Source organism: Lampropedia puyangensis, assembly GCF_004833285.1.
Taxonomy (GTDB): domain Bacteria; phylum Pseudomonadota; class Gammaproteobacteria; order Burkholderiales; family Burkholderiaceae_C; genus Lampropedia; species Lampropedia puyangensis.
Genome location: NZ_STFG01000011.1, coordinates 35,285 through 58,149, shown reverse-complemented (window position 1 = coordinate 58,149; position 22,865 = coordinate 35,285). Strand labels below are relative to the sequence as shown.

Genomic DNA, 22,865 nt, shown 5'->3' with positions numbered 1-22,865 from the left:
CCAGCCCACAAGCGTTTGAGCGCTAATGTATGTACTCAAGGTGTAGCTAGTGCCTTGAGTTGCGCACGCAGTTCGGTTTTGTCCAGAATTTCCATCATCACCACAGGGGCTTGCCCGGGCATATGCAGTGCATAAGTTGGCACTCCTGTGCGCCCCAGCGCATTCAGTGCTTGGGTGATGGCCGGGTTTTGCCGCGTCCAATCGGCGCGTAGCAATAGTACGTTGGCAGCGGCAAAGTCTGCCAATACGTCGTTGTCGGCTAGCGTGGTCATTTTGTTGTACTGGCAAGTAATGCACCAAGTGGCGGTGAAGTCCACGAATACAGGCCGTTGGGCTGCCAAGCTGTCAGCTTGGGTCTGCGCACTCCAGTCTTGCCATAACCCCTGTTCGCTGGCTGCTGAGGCTGAATGCGTTGAGGGCGCGTTCTGGGTGAGCGCGAAATAGCGTCCACTCCATGCCGCTATGGCCAAAGGCAAGGCCAGCACAGCCAGCCATAGCACCTGCAGCCCGACATTGTGCTGGCCTGCGGGACGCTTGCCGATCAGCCACAAACTAAAACTCAAGGCCCATAGCACCGCCAGCCAAGCCACCATGGCATTGATACCGACTTGATTGGCCAAGACCCACAGCAACCACACCACCGTGGCAAACATGGGGAAAGCCATGGCATTGCGGAACGTTTCCATCCAGGCTCCCGGCCTTGGGAGTCGGTTGATCAGTTGAGGGAACCAGACCAATGCCATTAAAGGCAGGGCCATGCCGATACCCATAACCAGAAAGATGCCCATGGCTGCAGCGACAGGGAACGACAAGGCGGCCCCTAAGGCCGCACCCATGAATGGCCCTGTACATGGCGATGCGACCAGAGACGCCAACACGCCGGAGGCAAAGGCGGCAGAAGCCCCTTGGCTTGCTCCTGCGCTACGCCAGCGTTGTGGAACCCAAAGCCCGAATTGCACGGCTCCTGCCAACGCTAGCCCCATCACTGTGAACAATAAGGCCAGCGCTGCAACAAACCATGGTGACTGGAGTTGAAATCCCCAGCCTAGTTGTGCGCCTGCGCTGCGCAGAGCCAATACTGCTGCCCCCATGGCCGCAAAAGACACAACGACACCAGCGCCATAAGCCCAGGCGCTGCGGCGCTGACTGGTATGGCTGTGGTTGCTTTGGACTATGGAAAGGGCTTTGATGGCCAGAACCGGAAATACACAAGGCATCAAATTCAACAGCGCGCCGCCTGCAAAGGCAAACAGCAACATCCAGGCCCATTCGTGCAAGCTCCATGTTGTCTGCGTGCTGGCGACTACAGGTAAGCCGGATTTCTCGCTTGTGCGATGGGTGCTGGCCGCTTGCGCGTTGTCTGCCAGCGCCTGCAATAGGGCGGGGCTGGGCTGGGCTTGCAAGGTGGCGGGCCAGCCGGTAGTGATGGGCACTTGCAATTGCCACCCCATGGCGTCATTAGTGCTGCGTGCTGTTGGATCCCAATCACCCCCTTCGCTTTGCGATAAACGTGTGATAACGATGTTGAGGTGTTTGCCGCTGGCTTGGCGGTCCAGCGCCAGGGGAATGTCTGCCTGCCATGCTGTGCCGTCCCAGCGCTGTTGCCATTCTTTCTGGGCCCGCGCACCGTGCGTAACGACCTGTGGCTCGTCAATGAACAATTCAAGCTGCTGGCCCTGCAGGTGCTCAGGCAGGCCCTCTATATGCACCATTAACCGATCGCCTTGGGCGTCGGCATGGCTGCCATGGATAGACTGGGTAATCTCTACAGGTATATCGGACCAGGCATTTTGAAAGTCTTGGGCGTAGAGTCCTGTGGACGTTTGAGTTGGCAACGTGAGGGTAAATTGCCCAGACTCAGGAATGCATTCGAGTTTGCAGACCAGCCAGTTGGCTTCTAACGCAATGGTGACTTCGTCTGTTCTGGCAAAGGTGCCATGGTTGGTATCAGGCGTCCAGTCGGCAGGAATGGTAACTGCCACGGGCAGCAGGGTGCGACCTTCGTACCCATAGTTGGCCAGTTCACCAATGCGTAGTTTCAGCGGTGTGGGCCATTGAATGGCTCCAGCTTGCCAGCCACTTGGCAGTTGCCAGTTCAGCTCGGTAGGCAAGCCAGAATCACCAGGGTTTTTCCAGTAAGTGTGCCAGCCCGATGCGTGTTCCAGCAGTAAGCCAAGATGGATTGTGTCGCCTGCAGCAATGCCTTCGGGCGCCAGTGCGACCAGTTCTGCGCGCACCTGCGGCGTTTGCACCACTGCACGGTTGCTAGCGGCATGGTTACTGCTGAGTGGGTTTGGGGCAGAAAAGAGGTTTTGCCCAATGGCAGGAGAGGCAATCCACAGGAACTGCCACAGCAAGGCACAGACAAGCGCTAACTTGCCTACCACCATGGCCACACGTGTAAAACTTTTGGCGACGTGATTGGCGGGGTGCGGTGATGCGCTATGGCGTTCAGTCACACGATTGAATGAATATGGCATGAGAACAAAAAGCCAGTCGCACATCGCATAATCCCGTGATGGGCAGGAGATGACGAAAGACAAAAAAGCAGGACAAGAGGATCGTTTCCTCGTATGTAAGAGTGCGGAAAAACCATGATTATGAGAGATGGCCCGGCAAGAGGTTCCCTCGCGTGGCCAGAGCCCCTGTTGTGCAGCAGCAGTTTCGCACTTGCAACTGTGTATGCCGTTCAGACAGCGCCTGCATAATGCCGCTATGGCTGATACCACCACTTCACACGTTTCTTGGCCCCATTGGCGTTGGGATGCATTGAGTACACGCGACTTTCAAGCGCGCGCGGACACCGCACTGATGGCGCGCACGGTAGCTGTTTTGCCGTTGGGGGCGACCGAGCAGCATGGCCCACATTTGCCTTTGTGTGTGGATACGGCCATTACTGAAGGAATCATCGATGCGATGCAGGTGCACTGGCATGCGCAGCCTGAAAACACGCGGCCTCCTTTGTTGATTCTTCCTACGCAGGCAATCGGTTTCAGCCCAGAGCATGCCAGCTTCGCAGGCACATTGACGTTGTCTGCCACGACCATTTTGGCGTTATGGAATGACATTGGTGCAGGCATTGCAGCCAGTGGCGTGCGCCGTGTATTGCTGTTCAATAGTCATGGGGGACAAGTCAGCGTGATGGACATGGTCGCGCGCCAATTACGCCAGCAGTATGGCTTGCTCGTGTACAGCTGCAGTTGGTTCAATTTGCCACGTACCGAAGAGATAGAGGCGCTATCGAACGCCCATGAAGACCGGTTTGGTGTTCATGCCGGCGAAGATGAGACAGCCATCATGCGGCATTTGTGCCCTGAGTGGGTAGCGATGGAGCATGCGCAGCATTTTGCATCCACTTCTGAGCAGCGTGCGGCGCAATACGACCTGATTGGCAATGGCAAAAGTGCCAAAATGGGCTGGATGATGCAGGACTACAACCGGCAAGGTGCGGCCGGCAACGCGGCTGCCGCAACCGCAGAAAAAGGGCAATTGCTGGTAGAGAATGCCGCACGCCAACTATTGACGGTAGTGGGCGAGATCAGTCAATTGCCTTTGCCCTGAATCTGGGAAGATTGACAGTTACTGTGCCAGATCGGAGAAATTCGGTTTGCGCTTTTCCATGAAGGCGCTGAAGGCTTCTTTGGCTGCAGGGCCATGCAGCAGCTCACCAAAAATTTTGGCCTCCTCATCAATACGTTGCAGTACCGCTTCTTGATTGGCGCCTTTGAGCAGGCGTTTGGTAGCCAACAAGGAAGCCAGTGGTTTCGCTGCCAGCTTGGCCGCCTGTGCCTGTACATGGTCGTTGGCCTCGGTGGGGGGAACGATGCGGTTGACCAAGCCCACTTCAAGTGCCGCATCGGCAAAGAATGGTTCTCCCAGTAACAGGGCTTCACTGGCACGTTGATGGCCAAGCAGTTGAGGCAGCAACAAGGACGAGCCCGCTTCTGGGCACAGGCCCAAATTCACAAAAGGCAGTGAGAATGCGGCGTTGTCGCCTGCATACACCAGGTCGCAATGCAGCAAAAGTGTCGTGCCAATGCCCACTGCCGGGCCGCAGACCGAGGCTAGCAAAGGTTTGGGGAAACAAGCCAGTAGGCGTAGCAGCCGGAAAACGTGGTTTTCGTCGTCACTGGGGCGCGCTTTTTGAAAATCGGCAATGTCATTGCCTGCGCTGAAAACGCTGACGTGGCCTTGAATCACCACTACCCGCACTTGTGGGTTGTCGGTCGCTTGTGTCAAGGCATCGGCCAAGGCACAGTACATCGCTTGCGTGAAGGCGTTTTTCTTGTCAACGCGGTTGAGCGTCAAGGTCATAACGCCATTTTCGGTGTGGGCTAAAACGCCATCAACAGGGGGTGTCGGGGTGCTCATGGAAGGCTCCTTGAAGTATGCGAGGCTATTCTTTGAAGTAAGCGAGTTGGTGTGTGGTGGCTAGAACCTGACCGTTGTGGCTCCAGAGCTGGCCGCTTTGATCGGCGTAATTGTCCCGGTATTCTTGTCCATTAGCCTGTGCCAGCAGGTAGCCGTCACCGGTGGCGTCCAGTTGTGACTGGTTGGCGTGGAAATACACCGTCATGGAGACGGTACCTGCGGGTACTTGCCTTGCACGTTTGAGCCATATGCGAGGGTAAAACACGTCGCAAGCGGCTACCAGGCCACAGAAATCGAGTGGGCGTGGCATAGTTTTTCGCACCCACAACTGCGAGAGGCTGCTCTCGCCGATGGCATCGTTCCAGTCGGATGGGATGGCCCCCGTTATAGGCACGATGGCGTATTGCTCAAGCCATGGCGTGAATCCCGTCACGACAAGCGGCTTGACGCCAGCGTCAGGCCCGCCCGTTGCGGGGGCAGGAATGTCGCTGCCTGACCAGGTGGCTTTGCGCGCAGCCGTCATCACGGTGGCGGTGGTGGCAATGGTGTCCTGCCCGTTTTCCAGCACCCATTGCTCCAACACCCAATGTTGACTGGAGCGATTGGTGCGCACCGGTTTGGCGACGATACGGAACGGGCCGTCTGGCACGGGGCCTGCGTAGTTCAGTGTCATTGCGGTGGGATCGCCCAAACGTTGTGGGTGTTGCATCACGGCATTGAGCAGTACTGCTGCGGTAATACCACCAAAAGGCCCCACCATGTTCCGGTAAGCGGGTGTGGTATGACCTAAATAGTCGCCCTGGGCGGTACGTTGCAAGGCGATGGCTGCATCAAAAGGGTGCACGGGTGCATTCATAAGCGAGTCGTTGTGCAAGGGAGGGGCGCTGCATGCAGACCATGCAGCGTAATAGGGAGGTCGCCGCGGTTTTGCGTGGCACCCGGCTGTTGCTAGGGTGCTGCTGTTATGGCATGACTGCATCATGCTGTCAGACACCTGCGAGACTGTTTTTCAGTGCGGCACAGGTCTTTTGTCGGAACCTGTTTGGCCGCAACCACTTGCAGTCTCATTAAGCCAAGGCATGGGTGGTTTTCATCACCACATTGGCACTGGACTGCAGGCGTTTGAAGGCTGTTTCCACTTCGGGTTGCAGGCGGCTGAAATAGAACTTGGCAGTTTCCAGTTTGGCTGGGTAGATGGGATCGGTTTTCCCATCGGCAATGGCTTTGATGGCAATGTTGGCGGCCTGCGCCCAGAGCCAGCCAAAAGTGAGGTGCCCGACAACACGCAGATAGTCGACTGCAGCTGCGCCAATTTCATCAGGGTTACGTTGCGCTTTGGCGCCCAAAGCCTGTGTGACTTCAGTGAGCCGTTCGCCAATGCTTTGCAAGGGCAGCAGAAACTCGATCAGCTTGGGCTCTTGGCTGTGCTGCGCACCCCAGGCTGCAATTTGCTTGCCAAACGCAGTCAGGGCTTTGCCTTGGTCGCCCATGACTTTGCGGCCCAGTAGGTCTAGGGCCTGGACCGCATTGGTGCCTTCATAGATGAGGTTGATACGTGCATCGCGCACCAGTTGCTCCATGCCTGTTTCGTGGATGTAACCATGCCCACCAAATACTTGCTGGCAACCGATGGTGGCCGTTAAACCGTTGTCGGTCAGGAAGGCTTTGACTACGGGCGTTAATAAGGCCAGCTGCGCATGGGCCGTTTGGCGCTGCGCATCGTCTGTACTGTGGTGGGCTTGGTCCAGCAACAGGCCGCAGTAGCTGCCCAGCATACGCCCACCTTCGGCGTAGGCCTTGGCCGTGAGGAGCTGGTGGCGCACGTCAGGGTGCACGATAATCGGGTCTGCTGGTTGATCGGGCGCTTTGGGGCCGGAGAGGCTACGCATTTGCAAGCGCTCCTTGGCATAGGCCAAGGCATTTTGGTATGCAATTTCAGTCAGGCCAAGGGATTGGTTGCCAACTCCAAGGCGTGCGGCATTCATCATCACAAACATGGCGGCCAAGCCTTTGTGTGGCTCGCCAACCAAGTGGCCGATGGCCCCGTCGAGCGTGAGTTGGGCTGTGGCATTGCCATGGATACCCATTTTGTGTTCCAGGCCCGTGCAGAAAATGGGGTTGCGCTCGCCCAGCGAGCCATCTGCCGTGAGCTGGAACTTGGAGACCACAAACAAGCTGATGCCTTTGCTTCCTGCTGGTGCATCGGGCAGGCGTGCCAAGACCAAGTGGACGATATTCTCGGCCATGTCGTGTTCGCCCGCACTGATGAAAATTTTGTTGCCAGTGATACGGTAGCAGCCATCAGCTTGGGGCTCGGCTTTCGAGCGCAGCAAGCCCAGATCAGTCCCGCAATGGGGTTCGGTCAGGCACATGGTGCCAGTCCATTGCCCACTGGTGAGTTGGGGCAAGTAGCGTTGCTTGAGCTCTGAACTGCCATGCGCCAGCAGGGCCTCATAGGCGCCGTGCGAGAGGCCGGGGTACATCGTCCAGGCTTGGTTGGCACTGTTGAGCATTTCATACAAGCACTGGTTGACCACAAAGGGCAAGCCTTGGCCGCCATATTCCGGTTCGCAGGCCAGTGCAGGCCAGCCAGCCTCCACATACTGGGCGTAGGCTTCTTTAAAACCATCAGGCGTTTTGACACTGTGGCTGCTGCGGTCCAATTGACAGCCTTGCGTATCACCAACGCTGTTGGTGGGTGCTATCACTTCTGCGGCAAATTTACCAGCCTCTTCCAACACCGCGTTGAACGTGTCTTGGTCAAAGTCAGCGTAGCGGGGCAGCTCTTTGAGTTTGGCGGTGGCACCCAGCCATTCGTGCAAAACGAACTGCATGTCTCGGATAGGCGGTGTGTAAGTCAGTGGCATGGTGGTCTCCAGTGTTGTCGTGTTATGGCGCGTAAAGTTTCAAGATAAGCCTGTCAAAAACAGATGGGCTACGTAGTCAAAGAGCCTGTATGAGGCATCACGGGTTTTGCAAACGTTACTCAATGAAGGGCGCTTTTTAGCTTGTCGGGCTGGTTTGCCCCGCATGTGCATCCAAAAGTCGTTGCAGGCCTGCTTGGGCATAAGCGTGAGCATTGGGGTTGAGTAAAAAACGCTTGTCGTAGTGCAAGGCCAGAATCAAACCGTGGATCTCAAAGACCAGTTGTTCGGGTTCACGCTGTGCGCACAAGTGGCCTTCTTCCTGACTTTGTTGCACGGCGCGTTGTACGGCACCCATCCAAGTGCGTACCGATTGCTTGAGGGCGTCACGCACTGGCCCGGGGCGGTCATCGAAGTCCACTGCGCCGCTGATGAAAATACCTGAGTCAGCAGTAGAGACGATACGTTCCATCCACAGTTGCACCATGCGGTTCAGGCGCGGCAGACCACGGGGCTCGGTCATCGAGGGCGTAAAGACCTCATCCTGGAAATTTTGGTGATAGTGCGCGACCACTGCGATTTGCAATTCTTCGCGTGAACCGAAGTGGGCAAAGACGCCAGATTTGCTCATTCCTGCTTCATCGGCCAAGCCTCCGATCGACAGCCCTTCAAGTCCCACCTGTGCTACCAGACGCATTGCGGCATTGAGAATAGCCTGCCGAGTTTGCTGCCTTTTGCTCGCGCCAGCGGTTTTTTCGGCTGGTGCCACGCAGGCATCCGTGTGTTGATCGGCCATGGGGTAATGCATTGTGGGAATTCAGTTGTAGGCGTTAAATAGAACGACCGTGCTATTTTATGGGCTATTGGCTGTTTGGCAAGCGTGCTGCGCATGGTTGAAGGCGGGGTTAGCCCTATAAGCGTCTGTTCAAGCTCTTCACGTAGACTGCGTGGATGGTTCAAAAAGAGGCTATGTGCGGCCAAAACAGCGGTGTGTGCACAGTCCGCTGGGATTTTGAACAATGCAGTACATCTTGCACCGCCTCGTTTGAAGCTGGTACGTTTGCGTTGAAGCCTTTACGCGCAGATGGCAAGACTGTTTCTTGTGGCGTCTCGAACCTGTAAAGATCGTGTGATGGGGGCTTGCCGCTTCTACACTAGCGGCTGTTCAAGCAGGAGACAGCAATCATGGTGGAATCGGTCAATACAGCGTTGGATTCGGTCGCGCATATGCAAAGCCAGCTCAATGCCCTCAAGGCTGGGCAATTGCGCGCAGGCGCGTTGGGGGAGTGGGTGCAACACAAGCGTGCGTTACTCGACGCATTGCCTCCTCCCTTTACTGTGGTGCTGCAGGATTTGCTCAATCGTCTGGAGGCGGGTGCGCTGTTCACTGAAGAAAGTTGCTCTTTCAGCCAGAAAGATCTGCACGATAGCTTGCAGCTGTGGATCGACAAAGCCGAGAGTTACTTGCGCAAATCCGGCAAGGTGTGAGCAATCTCAATCGCGCAAGCGCGCTTTGACCATTGCGGGTCGTGCTTTCCATGCGTGATGCGGTTGTCGTGTGGCGCGGTGGTTTATACATGCAGGTCATTACCATATTCCAGATGACAGCACCCAGATGGTGCTTTTTCAGATGAACCAGTTTGGTGCAACCGTATTTTCCGCAAACGCAGTCCAGTCAAGGGCTTGTAGCCCAAGGCCTACGCCATTGGGTTTAATGTTTCATTTTTCGAGATTGATTGAGGTATTTTTTGATATTTATCTTTGAATATCGAAACATTACAGTTCATCCATCGGTTGGGCATTGCCCACCACCACGAGTCGGCGCACCCAACCGGCTATGTGGTTTTTGATTTGATGAACGGTGCTTTAAAGGAAATACCATGATCTCGTTGAATAAAGTGTTGGCCGTTGTTGCTGTTTCTATTTCTGCTGTTGCTGGCGTGCAAGCCCAGGCTGCACAACCGGCTGCAGGCATTCACCCCCTGTTTGAAGACTTGAGCTATGCGGGAAGCTCCACCGTGAACCGTGCAGATGTGCAAGCACAAGCTCGCCAAGCCATTCAGAACCACGCTTTTCGCGATGATGTAAGTGCTTATTCTGAGCAAGCTGCGGCTTCTCAAGGTTCTGCTCTGAGCCGTGCCCAAGTGCATGCAGAAGCCGTGGATGCGATGAAAAATGACCGCCTCTCTGTGGGTGAATAATTCCACGACAGTCTGGAGCTTGACGCGCTTTAGTTGCTCAAAGGTTTGATGACCTTTGTTGCAACGCAAAAAAAGCCCTCTGCATATTCGTGCGGAGGGCTTTTTTTCTGTGCAGACGATTAATAGAACAGGTTTAGCTGGCGTTAGGTGTTGAGATCAGACGTTTAATGTGGCTGGCAAAACAGACGCTTTCTTTTGACCTGTACCTTGATGTCAATAATTACCCGAACAATTGCGCCAATGCTTGGCCTGGTTCGGGTGCTCGCATGAACGCTTCACCCACCAAAAAGCTGTGGATGCCAGCGCTGCGCATGGTGTGCACATCTTCTGGAGTGGCAATACCTGATTCGGTAATCAGTAACCGATCTGTTGGCACGTATTGTTGCAAAGCCAATGTGGTGTTCAATGATGTCTCGAAGGTTCGCAGGTTGCGGTTGTTGATGCCCAAGAGAGGTGACTTGAGGTGGCGCAAGGCCCGTTCAAGTTCGAGCTGGTCATGCACTTCAATCAAGACGGCCATGTCCAGCGCATGGGCAATCGCCTCCAGCTCGGCCATCAGACCATCTTCCAGCGCCGCAACGATCAGCAGCACGGCATCAGCGCCCATCGCCCTTGACTCGTAGATGTGGTAGGGCGCGACCATGAAGTCCTTGCGCAAAACAGGCAGGTCTACGCTGGCCCTGGCTTGCTTCAGGTAGTCCACACTGCCTTGGAAAAAAGTTTTGTCTGTGAGTACAGACAAGCACGCTGCAGAAGTCTTGCCATCACCCTCGGCATAGCTTTGGGCAATGTCCGAAGGGTAGAACTCAGGGCGCAGCAGTCCTTTGCTGGGACTGGCCTTCTTCACCTCAGCAATGACTGCGGCTTGGTCTTGCGCGATTTTGGCGCGCAAAGCACCGACAAAGTCACGCGTGAGAATGCGGCTTTCGGCATCCGCGCGCATGGCTGCCAGCGGGATTTTTCTTTGCGCCAAGGCAATTTCTTCGTGCTTTACAGCAATGATTTTTTCCAGAATATCGGACACAACAGCTCCCAGCAAAGACACCAAACCAGTGCACGGCGGCACTATTCAAACAAATAACAACAGCTTGCGTACGCAGTAGCGTGACCTGCAGACGGCAGGCGCTTATACCAAGCGCAGGGGGGATTATCGCCTCCTCTGCGAAGAGGCAGTCGCGAAGATGGGCAGAAACGGTGCTTGTTATGATGGGGGTAAACACGTTCTAAGGCATATGGCGTTGTGTGCATGAAGCGTGCGCCTGCAGCCATTGCCTAATGGCCTAATTGAATGAAAGGAAGACGATGCAACAAAAGATCAACCTGTTTTTGAGTGTGTTGTGTTGCGGCATGCTTACTGCCTGCGCGACTGGTTCTGGAGGCAATGCGCCCGCAGCGGGTGATACAGGAGGCAGGGATATTTTTGCTGGAACGAGCCAGCCCTCAGCACAAACTCCTTTTGATGCCGCAGAGGTATTGCCGGCTTTTCATTGGCAACTCAACGCAGTGAGTGGTCCTGACCAGGTATGGTTCGACAAAAACAAAGCTGCGCTACGTTCTCCTGTGAAGCTCACATTCCATGCTGACACGCATACGCTCTCGGTCAGTGGGTTGTGTAATGTGGTCAATGCAGGCTATACAACAACAGGCAATGCGATGACCCTGAAGTCCGGGATTCGCACCATGATGGCTTGTGCAGATACCCGGTTGATGGATTTGGAAAACCGTTTGGCAGAAGCCTTGGTAGGCGTTAAGACATGGAAGAGTGCGGGCACTCCACAGGCTCCCAGCCTGCAACTGACGTTTGCCAATGGCAGCCAGTGGAGTTTGGAGGGGCAACCGACCGATGCCACACGCTATGGCAGCGCCGCGGAACGTATTTTTTTGGAGATTGCACCGCAAACGCGCAGTTGCAATGATGGTGTGCGTGCCCGCCAGTGTCTGGAAGTTCGCCGTGTGGAATACGACGACAACGGCTTGCGCAAAGGAACAGGGCCATGGCAGCTCTTCTACGATGAGATTCAAGGCTTTAGCCACCAACGTGGCGAGAGAACCGTGCTGCGTATCAATCGCTACACACGCAGCAATCCGCCTGCTGATGCTTCCCGCTATGTGTATGTATTGGATATGCGGGTCAGCACAGAGATTGCCCGTTAAAATGGCCGGTTAGTCGGTTCTATGCGGGCTTACTATCGACCACCCATGCCAGAGGCGCCTGTCTCTGGCAAATTTTTGTATAGATACCCGCCTTCCTTGTCGTAGGCACTGGCTTGGCGCAGTCCGCAGTACCGCATCGATTTTTTCAATCCGTTTATTGTTTCATCAGCAAGGAGACAGCACATGTCGACGACCGAACAACACCAGCGTATCGCCAGCGGCCAAGGCTTTATTGCCGCACTGGACCAAAGTGGTGGCAGCACCCCTAAAGCGCTCAAACTCTATGGCATCGAAGAAAACGAGTACAGCGGCGATGCGCAAATGTTCGATTTGGTGCACCAGATGCGTACCCGTATCGTGAGCAGCCCTGCGTTTGATGGCAAGCGCGTGTTAGGCGCGATTTTGTTTGAAATGACCTTGGACCGTGAGTTCAATGGCAAAAATGCAGCCCAATACCTGTGGGATGACAAGCGCGTGGTGCCTTTCCTGAAGATCGACAAAGGTCTGCATGATGAAGCCAATGGCGTGCAACTGATGAAGCCGATTCCAGGTTTGGCAGAGTTGTTGGCCCGTGCCAAGGCCAAAGGCGTGTTCGGTACGAAAGAGCGTTCGGTGATCAAAGCCAACAATGCACAAGGCATTGCGGCTGTGCTGGATCAGCAGTTCGAGTTGGGTCAGCAAGTGCTTGATGCTGGTTTGGTCCCGATCATTGAGCCAGAAGTCGACATCAAGGCTGCTGACAAGGAAGCCATTGAAGTGGAATTGAAAAAAGGCCTGCTGGCGCGCCTGGACAGGGTCAATCCAGCCACCCCAGTGATGCTGAAATTGACCCTGCCTGTGGTCGATGGCTATTTTGACGAGTTGGTGGCTCACCCTAGCGTGTTGAAAGTCGTGGCCCTGTCTGGCGGATACAGCCGCGAGCAAGCCAACGCCAAGTTGGCACAAAACAAAGGCGTGATCGCCAGCTTCAGCCGTGCTTTGACAGAAGGCCTGTCTGCCAAGCAAAGCGATGCAGAATTCAATCAGGCTTTGGACGCGTCGATCGAATCGATCTACCAAGCTTCTATCGCTTGACGCTCCAGCGTTTGCTGAATTCACCAAGAGGGCAGAGATGCCCTCTTTTTTTTGTGCCTGGCAACGGCCAAAGGTTTTGCAAACCAGACATTGGCATGTCTTCGATAGCGGCGACTGCATGCCCGATGGCATTCTTTTGAACGACCAGTCCATCCCTCGCAAGGTGCATTCAAGTTGGCAATGCACCAATGCCCCCCGCACTGCGGGTGCTGTGCACTGAATAGGGACTTGACGCCGCTGGCCATAGGCTATTTCAGTGCAAATTGAGTGGTTGCAGCATGGCATAGAAACTGCTTATGTGGTGTACCACATGTATACATGTTTGCATGGCTTTTAAAACGAAGCCTGCAAACAGGTACAGGATGGTTTGGCTCAATGCCCGCACATGTTTCATGTGCGGAAAAAGACACATGCAGGAGTAACCGTGGATCAATCAGTGAATCTGTTGGCAACGTATGACTATGTGGTGTGCGGCGCTGGCGCTGCAGGCGGCGTGGTGGCCAGTCGGTTGGCCCAAATGACAGATGCTTCTGTGCTGCTGCTCGAGGCTGGTGGCGACGAAAGGGTGGAGCAGGTGGAGGATGCACGACGTTGGATGTCCAACATCGGTTCTGAGCGCGATTGGCAGTTCACGGCAGAGCCCTCAACACATCTTGCAGGACGGCGTTTACCGTTGCCGATGGGGCGTGTATTGGGCGGCGGCTCCAGCACTAATGGTTTGATCTGGGCACGTGGCCATCGCAATGACTTTGAGCGATGGGCCAAGGCCAGTGGCGATAGCCGATGGTCCTATGCAAATGTGCTGCAAGCATACAGATGCATTGAAGACTGGCAAGGTACGCCGGATGTGCAGCGCCGCGGCCGTGGCGGGCCTATGTACATCACCAAGCCTTCTGATCCTGTACCTGTGGCTCGGGCGCTGGCGCAAGCTTGTCAAGCGATGGGTATACCGGAGGTTGATGACCTCAACGGTGCTGCCATGGAAGGTGATGGAGCTTGCGGCATTGCCAACGTGAATGTGGCTCCTGATGCCAAGCGGGTATCGGTGGCCAGTGCGTATGTGCGGCCAACACAGCAGCAGCGCAAGAATCTGACCGTATTGCTCGGTGCCCATGTGCATCGTGTAGTACTGCAAGAAAAGCGCGCCCGTGCGGTGCAGTTTGAGTGGCGTGGTCAGGTTCAGACCGTCGTGGTTGGCGAGGAAGTGGTGCTGTCCACTGGCGCTATACAAACCCCAAAAATCCTCATGCTTTCGGGCATTGGTGATCGAGCGCAACTGCAGCAGCACGGCATTGACTGCCCTGTGCATGCGCCAGGGGTTGGTGCCAATTTTCAAGACCATATTCTGGTCGCTGGCTGTGTGTGGGAGTACGTATCACCTGAGCCTCCACGCAACAATGCGGCTGAATTTACGCTGTTTTGGAAAAGCCATCCATCGCTGGATCGACCAGATTTACAACCTGTTTTGGAAGAGTGTGCATTTGGTAGCGAGGTGACCGGGCCTGCGTATGGACTGCCCGCTGATCGCTCTGTGGCCTGGACGTTGGCGCCTGGCTTGGTACGGCCAGAAAGCCGTGGGCATGTGTATTTGGCCAGTGCCAATCCCCATCAGGCCCCAAGAGTGGACGCGAATTTTTTGTCTGCACCTGAAGACGTGCAGGCACTGATGGCTTGCATCAAGTTGTGCCGCGAATTGGGCAACGCCCCTGAAGTGGCTCCTTTCAGGCGGCGCGAATGGATGCCAGGTCCATTGGGTGAGGAAGTCATGCAGCAGTGGCTACGTCAAGCTGCAGGTACGTATTTTCATCAGTCAGGTACCGCGCGCATGGGCACAGATGACGGGGCTGTGGTGGATGGGCAGTTGCGCGTGCACGGGGTGCAAGGTTTGCGCGTGGTCGATGCGTCGATCATGCCCGAGGTCACAACAGGCAACACACATGCACCTTGCGTGCTGATTGGCGAAATAGCAGCGCAAGCCATGCTCGCCTCGCATGACCGTGTTCACGCTAGTGCGTCAGAGGGGGGGCAGCATGGTCGCGGTTGAATTGAAAAACGTGAGCAAAAGCTATGACGGAAAAACGTTTGCGATTGAAGGCTTGAATCTGCAGTGTGAATATGGCGAGATGCTGGCGTTGTTGGGCCCCAGTGGATGCGGCAAGTCAACGACACTGAAACTGATTGCGGGTATCGAGCGCATCAGTGGCGGCCAGATTATGTTTGGCGCCAGAGATGTCTCGCAACTGGATACGGCTTCGCGTAATGTGGCGATGGTGTTTGAGGACTATGCCTTGTACCCACATTTGAGTGTGTTTGAGAACATTGCGTTTCCATTGCGTGTGCGCAGTACCTTGCACAGTGATATAGACCGCGCGGTTGGGCGTGTGATTGATCTGCTGGAATTGCAAGAAGTGCGGGATGCCAATGTGCGCAAACTCAGCGGTGGCGCACAACAGCGCGTCTCCATAGGTCGAGCCTTGGTGCGCGAGCCTGACCTAATCATGTTCGACGAGCCACTCAGTCACATGGATGCAGCGCAGAAAGTGGGCTTGCGCAGCGAAATTGCGCGCTTGCAAAAAGCGGCCAAGCTGACCTCTGTGCTGGTCACGCATGACCAAACCGAAGCCATTTCTATGGCCGATCGGATCGCGGTGATGGACAAAGGGGTATTGCAGCAAGTGGCCACGCCTGCGGAGATTTATGCGCGGCCTGCCAACTTGTTTGTCGCCAGCTTCATTGGCGAGCCACCGATGAACCTGCTGGAAGCGCAATTGCTCGAAGTCCGCTCCGAAGGGGTGGCGATAGCCATTGGGCAAGGCGTTGAATTGTTGTTGCCGTTGCAGCCTTATGGCGCAGCCATCCATCGTGCCAGCAGCAATAAGCTGGTGGTGGGCGTGCGCCCAGAACATGTGCGGCTGGCTCAGAAGAACGGCCATCATGCGTTGGTGATGACCACCCCGATTGTGGTGGTCGAAACGCGCGGAGACCATGATGTGTTGCAGTTGCGCAGTCCCATGGGGCGTTTGGTTATGGAAGTCAATGGCCCCAGTGGGTTTGCACAAGGGCAGTTGGTAAACGTTGCGATTGATCCGCATGACGTGCATGTGTTTGATGCGCAAACCACCTGCAATTTGCTTGCTGGTGTGACAGGTGTGGTGACACGGGGAGCACAGACATGACACAGCAGCATCTTCCTTCTCCCATCAGCGAGAAGGGTTTGACCTTACGCAGCTTGAACAAGCATTTTGGAGAGCAACATGTTCTTCGTGATGTGGCCTTTACGGCTGCGCCCGGAGAAATAGTTGCTGTGGCGGGCCCATCCGGGGCCGGCAAGACGACCTTGGGCCGCTTGATTAGCGGGTTGGAGCAAGCCGATGCGGGCGAGGTGGTGCTGGCTGGGCGCGATGTTGTGCAATTGCCGCCTCAGAAGCGCCATGTCGCGCACATGTTTGAGTCGTTTGCGCTGTATCCAACCTTGTCTGCTTTCGACAATGTGGCCTCCCCGCTGCGGTCTCCTGCATGCCGGGAAAAACCTGATGCTGCTGCCATCCGCGCTCGTGTCATGGAGCTGCTCGAGTTGACGGAGATAGCCCATTTGGCAGATCGGCGGCCTTCCGATATGTCAGGAGGGCAAAAACAACGTGTCGCGCTGTGCCGAACGTTGGTGCAGCAGCCCGATGTGTTCATTCTGGATGAGCCGATTGGCCACTTGGATGCCAAGCTGCGACACAAGCTGCGCAGCGAGATTCGACAGCGGCAAAAAGCATTGGCACAGCCCACCCTGTGGTTAACGCCTGATGTGGTGGAAGCGATGGCTGTGGCGGATCGGGTTGTGATGTTGGTCGATGGTGGTGTTCGTCAGATCGGTCAGGCCCAAGATCTGACGCTCGCGCCCGCAGACATGGATGTAGCAAGACTCACCGGAGACCCCGCCATGAATTTGCTGCAGGTGCAACTGCATCAGCATGAGAGGCAATGGTGGGCTGGTTTTGAATGGGGCTATACGTTGGTGCCGTTCTGGTTGGGGCAGTGCTTGGCAGAAACCGGTAGTTTGTCCGCCCACATTGGTTTTTTGCCTGCGCATACCCGGGTACAGCCCCTGACGGTTGCTGAGTCCGAGGCTCCACCAGAGGCGGGCGCCTTGCGTGCAACGGTCTATGGCGTGGAGCCCTTTGGCAAATACACCTTGCTGACGCTGCGCATCGACGAGCAGCGCATCCGCGCCAAAGTGGCTGCGCACTTGCCTTGGCAATTGGAGCAACCGGTTCATGTGTTCCTGCCTGAGCAGGGCCTGTGTCTTTTCCACCCGCAAAGCGGACGTTTGATGCCTCGAGGCCATTGAGAGCCTGAAGGTGCCGTTGCATTTCCCATCACTTCATTTACAGAAGGTTCCCATGACGAAAAAACATTCTTTCCCTCTAAGAAAGCGTTTTGCCCGCCAGCTGGCCACGAGCCTGTGCAGTTGCATGCTGCTGGGCCCGGTGGTGGCACAAGACTGGTCTTACCAAACGGCTGCCAAGCCCTATGCCGGAACATCCATCCGTGTGCTCGATGAGATTACGCCATTGCAAGAAACCATGAAGCAATTGGTTCCCGTGTTCGAGAAGGAAACGGGCATCAAAGTGGAGTATGAGCTGCTCGGGCATGGTGATGTGATCAACAAAGGTCAGGCAGATCTGTACTCAGGGCGTGGCTACTACGACGCCATCATGCTGCATGGTTTGCAGCTTGGGCCTTTGCTGGCAGGCAAGGTGCTCGAGCCTATTGATGCATACGTGCAAAACGCGCAATTGCGTAACCCGCATATGGATGATGCCGATTTTATCGAGCCGGCTGCACGCAGCCTGACGCAGTGGGGCGACAAGCACTATGGCTTTCTGACCTGGAACTACAACCAGATTTATTGGGCCCGCAAAGACTTGTTGGAAAACCCAGATGAGCAGGCCGCATTCAAAGTCAAATATGGCTACGATCTCGCGCCTGCAGCCACCATGCAGCAGCTGATGGATATTGCGGAGTTTTTCACCCGCAAATCCGGCCAGACGCTGGCAGGACAAACTTTGGCGAGTGATTTCTACGGCATTGTTCTGGAAGGTATTCCTGCGGGAACCACATTCACCACTTTGTGGGAGAACTTCCTCAACAACTGGGGCGGAGGGGTGTATGACGCCAATGGCCGCCCCCATTTCAATACGCCTGAAAATATTGCCGCCATGACGTTCTGGGCCAAGTTGTGGACATTTGCGCCGCCCGGCCAGGCGGAGTATTCCTTGGTGGATGTGCCCACGGTCATGGGCAATGGTATTGCGGCCCAATCCATTGCATGGAGCGATTTTGTTTTGGGCATTGACAAGCCCGGTGCGTCGGCCCTGTCAGGCCAGTTCGTGTATGGCGGCATTCCTCGCAATGCGCAATTTTCAGGTCCACGCCACGCTGGAGGCGAGCCGTCTCTGATGGCCATTTCACGCGCCAGTAAAAAGAAAGAAGCCACTTTTTTGTTTTTGCAATGGCTCAGCGACAAATCCACGCAGGCAGAGTTGATTGCCAAGGGCGCCGGTGGTGTGCCCATCCGCCAGTCGTCGTTTGCATTGCCCGCGTTGCAAGCGCCGGAAAAGGCCAGTTTGTATGCGGCAATGAAGGACACCCTGGCGGTGTTGCCTGCCAAACCCAAGCTGCCCAAGTTCTTTGAGATCGACAACGCACTGGGGCCCATCGTGCAGCAAGTTGGGCTGGGGCGACTCACGCCAGAGGAGGCTGCCAAACAAGGGCAGGCCAAACTCGAAACCATTTGCGGTCAACGGTGTACTTTGGCTGAGTAAGCCAGCACACGATGTGCCACTGAACCTGATGTAACGCCCTCCATCTATCCATCCACAGAGAAACGGTATGCAAAAACACCATTGCAATTGGTACCCATGGACCTTGATCATGCCAGCCATGGTGGTTCTGGTGGTCGTGAGTTTGCTGCCGTTTTGCTTCGCGGTGTACATCAGTTTCAGAGAGGTCAATTTTGGCCAGATTGGCGACTTGGCAGGGTTCGACAACTACCGCCGCTTGTTTGCCGATGACCGGTTCTGGAACAGTTTGTGGGTGGCCCTGAAGTTTGTGTTGATTGCGGTGCCACTGGAGTTTTTATTGGGACTGGGGGGCGCTTTGCTGCTCAACCGTGGGGTGTGGCTGCGTAGCGTATGGTTGCCGCTGCTGTTCATCCCCAGCATGATGGCGCCGATTGTTGTGGGGCTGCTGTGGAAAGTCATGTTCGCGGGCTCCTGGGGCTTGATTTCGTACAACGTGCTGGAGCGTTTTGGCTGGCTTAGTGGCACATCGGTTTTTTCCTCAGCTGACTACGCACTCATTGCGCTGGCATTTGTGGATATATGGCAGTGGACGCCTTTTATGGTGCTGGCTTTTTTTGCTGGCCGCCAGGCCTTGCCGGTGAGCCCTTATCGCGCAGCGGCCGTGGATGGTGCAACACCTTGGCAGGTCTTTTACCGGCTCACGTTACCAATGATGGCACCGTTGCTGGCTGTGATTGGAATGTTGCGCTTTATTGATGCGTTCAAAGTATTTGATTCGATCTACATGCTCACTGCCGGTGGGCCTGGAGTCAGTACCGAATCGCCCAGCATGCTGGCTTACAAAATGAGCTTTGAACAGTGGCGCATTGGTGAGTCTGCGGCGTTTGCTGTGGTGATCTGGATCATGTTCTTCGTGCTCTGCAGTGTGTTTTATCAAATCGCCAAGAAACGCCTGAATGCATTTTGATGCGTTCAGTGCCCAAGTTTTTAGCGTGTGATTTTGTTGAAAAAAAGGATGACCATGTTGTCGTTGTTCAAGCGCAATACTGCGGTGGGTGAGCCAGTGTCATGGGGCGCTACGCTGGTGGTGGTGCTCATCACGCTGGTGATTTTGTTTCCCGTTTTGTGGTTTGCATCGATGATGTTCAGACCAGAAACGGCGATGTTTGCACGGCCAACCGAATGGGTTTTTACGCCCACGCTGGAGCATTTCCGCTACGTGCTAGACAGTGGCTTTCTGGGCTACATGCTCAACTCATTCGTTCTGGCAACTGTCAGCACCGTTCTTGTTGTGTTGATTGGCACGCCCGCAGCTTATGCGTTTGCCCGTTTCGATTTGAAGTTTCGCGACGACATGTTTTTGTTCGTGCTGGGCACCCGCATGGCACCACCCATTTGCCTGGTCATTCCGTTTTATTTGGTTTTTGCCAAGGTCGAACTACTGGATTCGTTCTTGGGCCTGACCTTGGCCTACATGACCTTCAACCTGTCTTTCTACATCTGGGTGGTGCGCAGTTTTTGCCGCGACTTGCCGGTTGAACTGGAGGAAGTGGCCATGGTGGAGGGGTATTCGCGTCCAGCCATTTTCATTCGTGTGGTGTTGCCGCTGCTGCGCTCAGGCATGGTCTCGACAGGCGTGTTGTGCTTTATTTTTGCTTGGAATGAATTTTTGTTTGCGTTCATGCTGGGAGGGGAATCTACTCGCACGCTGCCAGTAGCCATGCCGCTTTTGATTACAACCCAAGGGGTGCGCTGGGGGGCGATGGCGATTGTGGGGGTGATGTCGATGGTGCCTGTACTGCTGGCGGTGTTCTTGCTGCAAAAACACATTGTGCGCGGCTTGACGATGGGCGCAGTGAAAGGTTGATGCTGGATTGATGGCACGTTTTCTACTTGTACAGCAAAGGGCGACATGAAACACCATTACCTGCCATCTCTTGCTGAAACCGTGTGCTGGGGGTCTTGGGATGCCTCGCGCGCGCCAGTACTGCGCATACAACCTGGCGATACCGTCACGATCGACACGCTCTCTGGTGAGCCCGAGGACTTGCCTGACGATGGCCTTTTGCCTGAACACCGTTCGGTGTTGGCAGCCTCGCCCAAGCAAGGCGGGCCCCATTTGCTGACAGGCCCAGTTTGGATTGAGGGGGCTGAGCCTGGTGATGCATTGAAGGTCCACATCTTGTCGGTGCAGTTGCGCCAGGCCTGGGGCTGGAACTTGATCAAGCAAGGGCGCGGAACACTGCCGCAAGATTTTCCACTGACCAGACGCTTGCATATTCCCCTGGACAGAGAGCGTGGTTTGGCGCTGATGCCTTGGGGATCGCACGTGCCGTTAAGTCCATTTTTTGGTAATTTTGGGGTTGCTCCCGCACCAGAGTTGGGCGCCGTCAATTCCATGATCCCCATGGCCCATGGCGGAAACATGGATAACAGGGATTTGGTCGCAGGCACCAGCGTGAACTTTCCGGTGTTCAATCCAGGTGCTTTGTTTTCTGTGGGCGATGGCCATGTCGCACAAGGCCATGGAGAGGTGTGCCTGACCGCGATTCAGACCAGCTTGCGTGGCACGTTCCGCTTTGAGTTGATCAAGGCCGCGCATTTGGATATGCCGCGAGCTGAGTCGCCCACGCACTGGATCAGCATGGGGCTGCATAAGGACTTGAACGAGGCGGCACGCCAGGCGCTGCGACAAATGATCTGCTGGTTGGTGCAAGAGCGTGGGATGGAGGCGGCTGATGCCTATTCGCTTTGCAGCGTCGCTGCCGACCTGCACATCACCCAGACCGTCGACATCAATCAGGGCGTGCACTGTGCATTGCCAAAAATCACCTTGCCACCGCGCCGCCAAGGCTCTGGTGGTGTCCATCCATCCTTTGCGAATTGATGAGAAGCAAGCATGAGTACTTCCGCCTTGAAACCAATTTCCCCAGATGAGTTTGGGACGCGCGTTGCGCCCATGTATATCAATGGCCAGTGGCGCCTTGGCAGCAGCGGCCTGCATACCGATGACGTCAACCCCGCAACGGGGCTGGTGTTTGCCCAAGTGGCCCAGGCAACCGAAGACGATGTGCAAGAGGCCATTGCGGCGGCCTACGCCGCCCGTGGGGCATGGGCGGCCATGCTCGCTGGTGAGCGTGAAGCACTGTTGTTGCGGGCTGCTGACATTTTTGCGGCGAACCGAGATGCGTTGCGCGATCTGATCATTCAAGAGAATGGATCGGTTTGGATCAAGGCGCCTTGGGAAGTCGATTACGCGGTGGATTGCTTGCGCTCTGCGGCCGGGTGTATTCGCCAGCCCCATGGTGAAACCTTTCCCACCACTACGCCTGGGGTGGTGAGCATGACCATTCGCCAGCCATTGGGTGTGATTGGTGGCATCTCGCCTTTTAACTCGCCATTGCTGTTGGGCATGAAGAAAATTGCCTTTGCATTGGCAGCGGGCAATACGTTTGTGCTGAAGCCGTCTGAATTGACCCCTTTGGTTGGGCTGAAAATGGCAGAGTTGTTTGAGCAGGCGGGCTTACCGGCAGGGGTGCTCAATGTTTTGCCCGGAGATGCGGCGGTAGGCAAGCAACTCGTTGCAGACGAGCGTGTGCGCATGATTACCTTTACGGGCTCCAGCAAAGTAGGGCGCGTGTTGGCCGCAGAGTGTGGCAAGCACTTCAAACGGGTGTGTCTGGAGATGGGGGGCAAGAGTCCCATTGTGGTGCTCAATGATGCCGACGTCGACTATGCCGTGGACGCGGCTGCCTTTGGGATTTTTTTCCATCAGGGGCAGGTGTGCATGTCCAACTCTCGCATCATTGTGGAGCGTGGGCTCTACGATGTTTTTGTCGAGAAGTTTGTTGCGAAAGCCAAAACCATCGTGGTGGGAGATCCGCGCTCGCCCGATACAGTCGTGGGGCCGTTGGTGCGCGCATCACATGCGCAGTTCATCATGGGGCAGATCGCGGATGCCACAGCCAAGGGTGCTGTTGTGCATACCGGTGGTCGCCACGAAGGGCCATTTTTTCAACCTACCGTGTTGACCGGCGTCACGCCCGAAATGGCTATTTATGGCGAAGAGTCTTTTGGACCAGTCACCAGCATCTATTGCGCAGAGGATTTTGACCACGCTGTTGCGTTGGCCAACGACACTAGCTTTGGCCTGTCCGCAGGTATTGTGACCAATGACTTGCAGCGGGCCTTCGAATTCGCGCAACGGGTTGAGTCTGGCATGGTACATATCAATGACACCACCATTGCCGATGAGCCGCACATCACGTTTGGCGGGGTGAAAAACAGCGGTCTGGGACGTGAAGGGGGCGAAGCATCCATGCATGAGATGACTGAGGTCAAGTGGGTTACTTTCCAACTCGGCAAGCGTCAGTTCCCGTTCTGAAGGGGGCGTTAACGTCATCGCA

The 22,865-nt window shown here is 55.6% G+C and carries 20 protein-coding genes; 14 read left to right on the top strand and 6 right to left on the bottom strand.

The features are described from left to right. Positions 1 to 35: 35 nt before the first annotated feature. Positions 36 to 2,459: a protein-disulfide reductase DsbD family protein gene (locus E9531_RS10830; RefSeq protein WP_244610076.1), complete on the bottom strand. Its 2,424-nt coding sequence runs from the start codon at positions 2,457 to 2,459 to the stop codon at positions 36 to 38. A 256-nt stretch (positions 2,460 to 2,715) separates the two neighbouring features. Here E9531_RS10830 and E9531_RS10825 point away from each other — a divergent pair, with 256 nt between their 5' ends. Beyond that, a complete protein-coding gene (locus E9531_RS10825) occupies positions 2,716 to 3,561 on the top strand; it encodes a creatininase family protein (protein ID WP_136573776.1) in 846 nt (281 codons plus the stop codon). Positions 3,562 to 3,579: 18 nt separating this feature from the next. On the opposite strand, the gene E9531_RS10820 is transcribed toward E9531_RS10825, so the two are convergent. From E9531_RS10820 to E9531_RS10805, 4 genes are all read right to left on the bottom strand, one after another. Continuing rightward, the gene (locus E9531_RS10820; RefSeq protein ID WP_136573775.1) at positions 3,580 to 4,371 is read right to left on the bottom strand and encodes an enoyl-CoA hydratase; all 792 of its coding nucleotides are present in this window, start codon (positions 4,369 to 4,371) and stop codon (positions 3,580 to 3,582) included. Positions 4,372 to 4,396: 25 nt separating this feature from the next. Then, positions 4,397 to 5,227: an acyl-CoA thioesterase gene (locus tag E9531_RS10815; protein ID WP_136573774.1), complete on the bottom strand. Its 831-nt coding sequence runs from the start codon at positions 5,225 to 5,227 to the stop codon at positions 4,397 to 4,399. Between the two features lie 211 nt (positions 5,228 to 5,438). Continuing rightward, positions 5,439 to 7,238, bottom strand: a complete 1,800-nt coding sequence (locus E9531_RS10810; protein WP_136573773.1) for an acyl-CoA dehydrogenase C-terminal domain-containing protein — start codon at positions 7,236 to 7,238, stop codon at positions 5,439 to 5,441. A gap of 136 nt (positions 7,239 to 7,374) precedes the next feature. Continuing rightward, positions 7,375 to 8,031 carry a TetR/AcrR family transcriptional regulator gene (locus tag E9531_RS10805; RefSeq protein WP_136573772.1) on the bottom strand — a complete coding sequence of 219 codons (657 nt, stop codon included), beginning with the start codon at positions 8,029 to 8,031 and terminating at the stop codon, positions 7,375 to 7,377. Positions 8,032 to 8,420: 389 nt separating this feature from the next. Here E9531_RS10805 and E9531_RS10800 point away from each other — a divergent pair, with 389 nt between their 5' ends. The 3 genes from E9531_RS10800 to E9531_RS10795 all read left to right on the top strand — a co-directional run bounded on the left by E9531_RS10800 (position 8,421) and on the right by E9531_RS10795 (position 9,436). Beyond that, positions 8,421 to 8,723, top strand: a complete 303-nt coding sequence (locus tag E9531_RS10800) for a hypothetical protein (protein ID WP_136573771.1) — start codon at positions 8,421 to 8,423, stop codon at positions 8,721 to 8,723. Between the two features lie 273 nt (positions 8,724 to 8,996). Then, entirely contained in the window at positions 8,997 to 9,119 is a 123-nt protein-coding gene (locus E9531_RS17910) for a hypothetical protein (protein ID WP_280177190.1), read from the top strand. Beyond that, positions 9,116 to 9,436, top strand: a complete 321-nt coding sequence (locus E9531_RS10795; RefSeq protein ID WP_136573770.1) for a hypothetical protein — start codon at positions 9,116 to 9,118, stop codon at positions 9,434 to 9,436. Before E9531_RS17910 ends, E9531_RS10795 begins: the two co-directional genes overlap by 4 nt. Before the next feature lie 220 nt (positions 9,437 to 9,656). On the opposite strand, the gene trpC is transcribed toward E9531_RS10795, so the two are convergent. Then, the gene (gene trpC / locus E9531_RS10790) at positions 9,657 to 10,460 is read right to left on the bottom strand and encodes an indole-3-glycerol phosphate synthase TrpC (RefSeq protein ID WP_136573769.1); all 804 of its coding nucleotides are present in this window, start codon (positions 10,458 to 10,460) and stop codon (positions 9,657 to 9,659) included. A gap of 278 nt (positions 10,461 to 10,738) precedes the next feature. On the opposite strand from trpC, the gene E9531_RS10785 reads away from it, so the two are divergent. The 10 genes from E9531_RS10785 (at position 10,739) to E9531_RS10740 (ending at position 22,843) form a co-directional block, all read left to right on the top strand. After that, entirely contained in the window at positions 10,739 to 11,590 is an 852-nt protein-coding gene (locus tag E9531_RS10785; RefSeq protein ID WP_136573768.1) for an META and DUF4377 domain-containing protein, read from the top strand. A gap of 183 nt (positions 11,591 to 11,773) precedes the next feature. Continuing rightward, the gene (locus E9531_RS10780) at positions 11,774 to 12,664 is read left to right on the top strand and encodes a fructose bisphosphate aldolase (protein ID WP_136573767.1); all 891 of its coding nucleotides are present in this window, start codon (positions 11,774 to 11,776) and stop codon (positions 12,662 to 12,664) included. Positions 12,665 to 13,088: 424 nt separating this feature from the next. Then, positions 13,089 to 14,708 carry a GMC family oxidoreductase gene (locus E9531_RS10775; protein WP_211343421.1) on the top strand — a complete coding sequence of 540 codons (1,620 nt, stop codon included), beginning with the start codon at positions 13,089 to 13,091 and terminating at the stop codon, positions 14,706 to 14,708. Then, positions 14,695 to 15,840, top strand: coding sequence for an ABC transporter ATP-binding protein (locus tag E9531_RS10770; RefSeq protein WP_136573765.1), 1,146 nt, complete (start codon positions 14,695 to 14,697; stop codon positions 15,838 to 15,840). Before E9531_RS10775 ends, E9531_RS10770 begins: the two co-directional genes overlap by 14 nt. Next, positions 15,837 to 17,003, top strand: coding sequence for an ABC transporter ATP-binding protein (locus E9531_RS10765; RefSeq protein ID WP_136573764.1), 1,167 nt, complete (start codon positions 15,837 to 15,839; stop codon positions 17,001 to 17,003). Before E9531_RS10770 ends, E9531_RS10765 begins: the two co-directional genes overlap by 4 nt. A 52-nt stretch (positions 17,004 to 17,055) precedes the next feature. Beyond that, the gene (locus E9531_RS10760) at positions 17,056 to 18,480 is read left to right on the top strand and encodes an extracellular solute-binding protein (protein WP_211343420.1); all 1,425 of its coding nucleotides are present in this window, start codon (positions 17,056 to 17,058) and stop codon (positions 18,478 to 18,480) included. Between the two features lie 67 nt (positions 18,481 to 18,547). Next, a complete protein-coding gene (locus E9531_RS10755) occupies positions 18,548 to 19,426 on the top strand; it encodes a carbohydrate ABC transporter permease (protein WP_211343419.1) in 879 nt (292 codons plus the stop codon). A 54-nt stretch (positions 19,427 to 19,480) separates the two neighbouring features. Continuing rightward, the gene (locus E9531_RS10750; protein WP_136573763.1) at positions 19,481 to 20,326 is read left to right on the top strand and encodes a carbohydrate ABC transporter permease; all 846 of its coding nucleotides are present in this window, start codon (positions 19,481 to 19,483) and stop codon (positions 20,324 to 20,326) included. A gap of 45 nt (positions 20,327 to 20,371) precedes the next feature. Beyond that, on the top strand, positions 20,372 to 21,346 hold the full coding sequence (locus E9531_RS10745; RefSeq protein ID WP_136573762.1) for an acetamidase/formamidase family protein: 975 nt from the start codon (positions 20,372 to 20,374) through the stop codon (positions 21,344 to 21,346). 12 nt (positions 21,347 to 21,358) lie between these two features. After that, complete coding sequence (locus E9531_RS10740; protein ID WP_211343418.1) at positions 21,359 to 22,843, top strand: aldehyde dehydrogenase family protein; 1,485 nt, start codon at positions 21,359 to 21,361, stop codon at positions 22,841 to 22,843. The last annotated feature ends 22 nt before the right edge of the window (positions 22,844 to 22,865 follow it).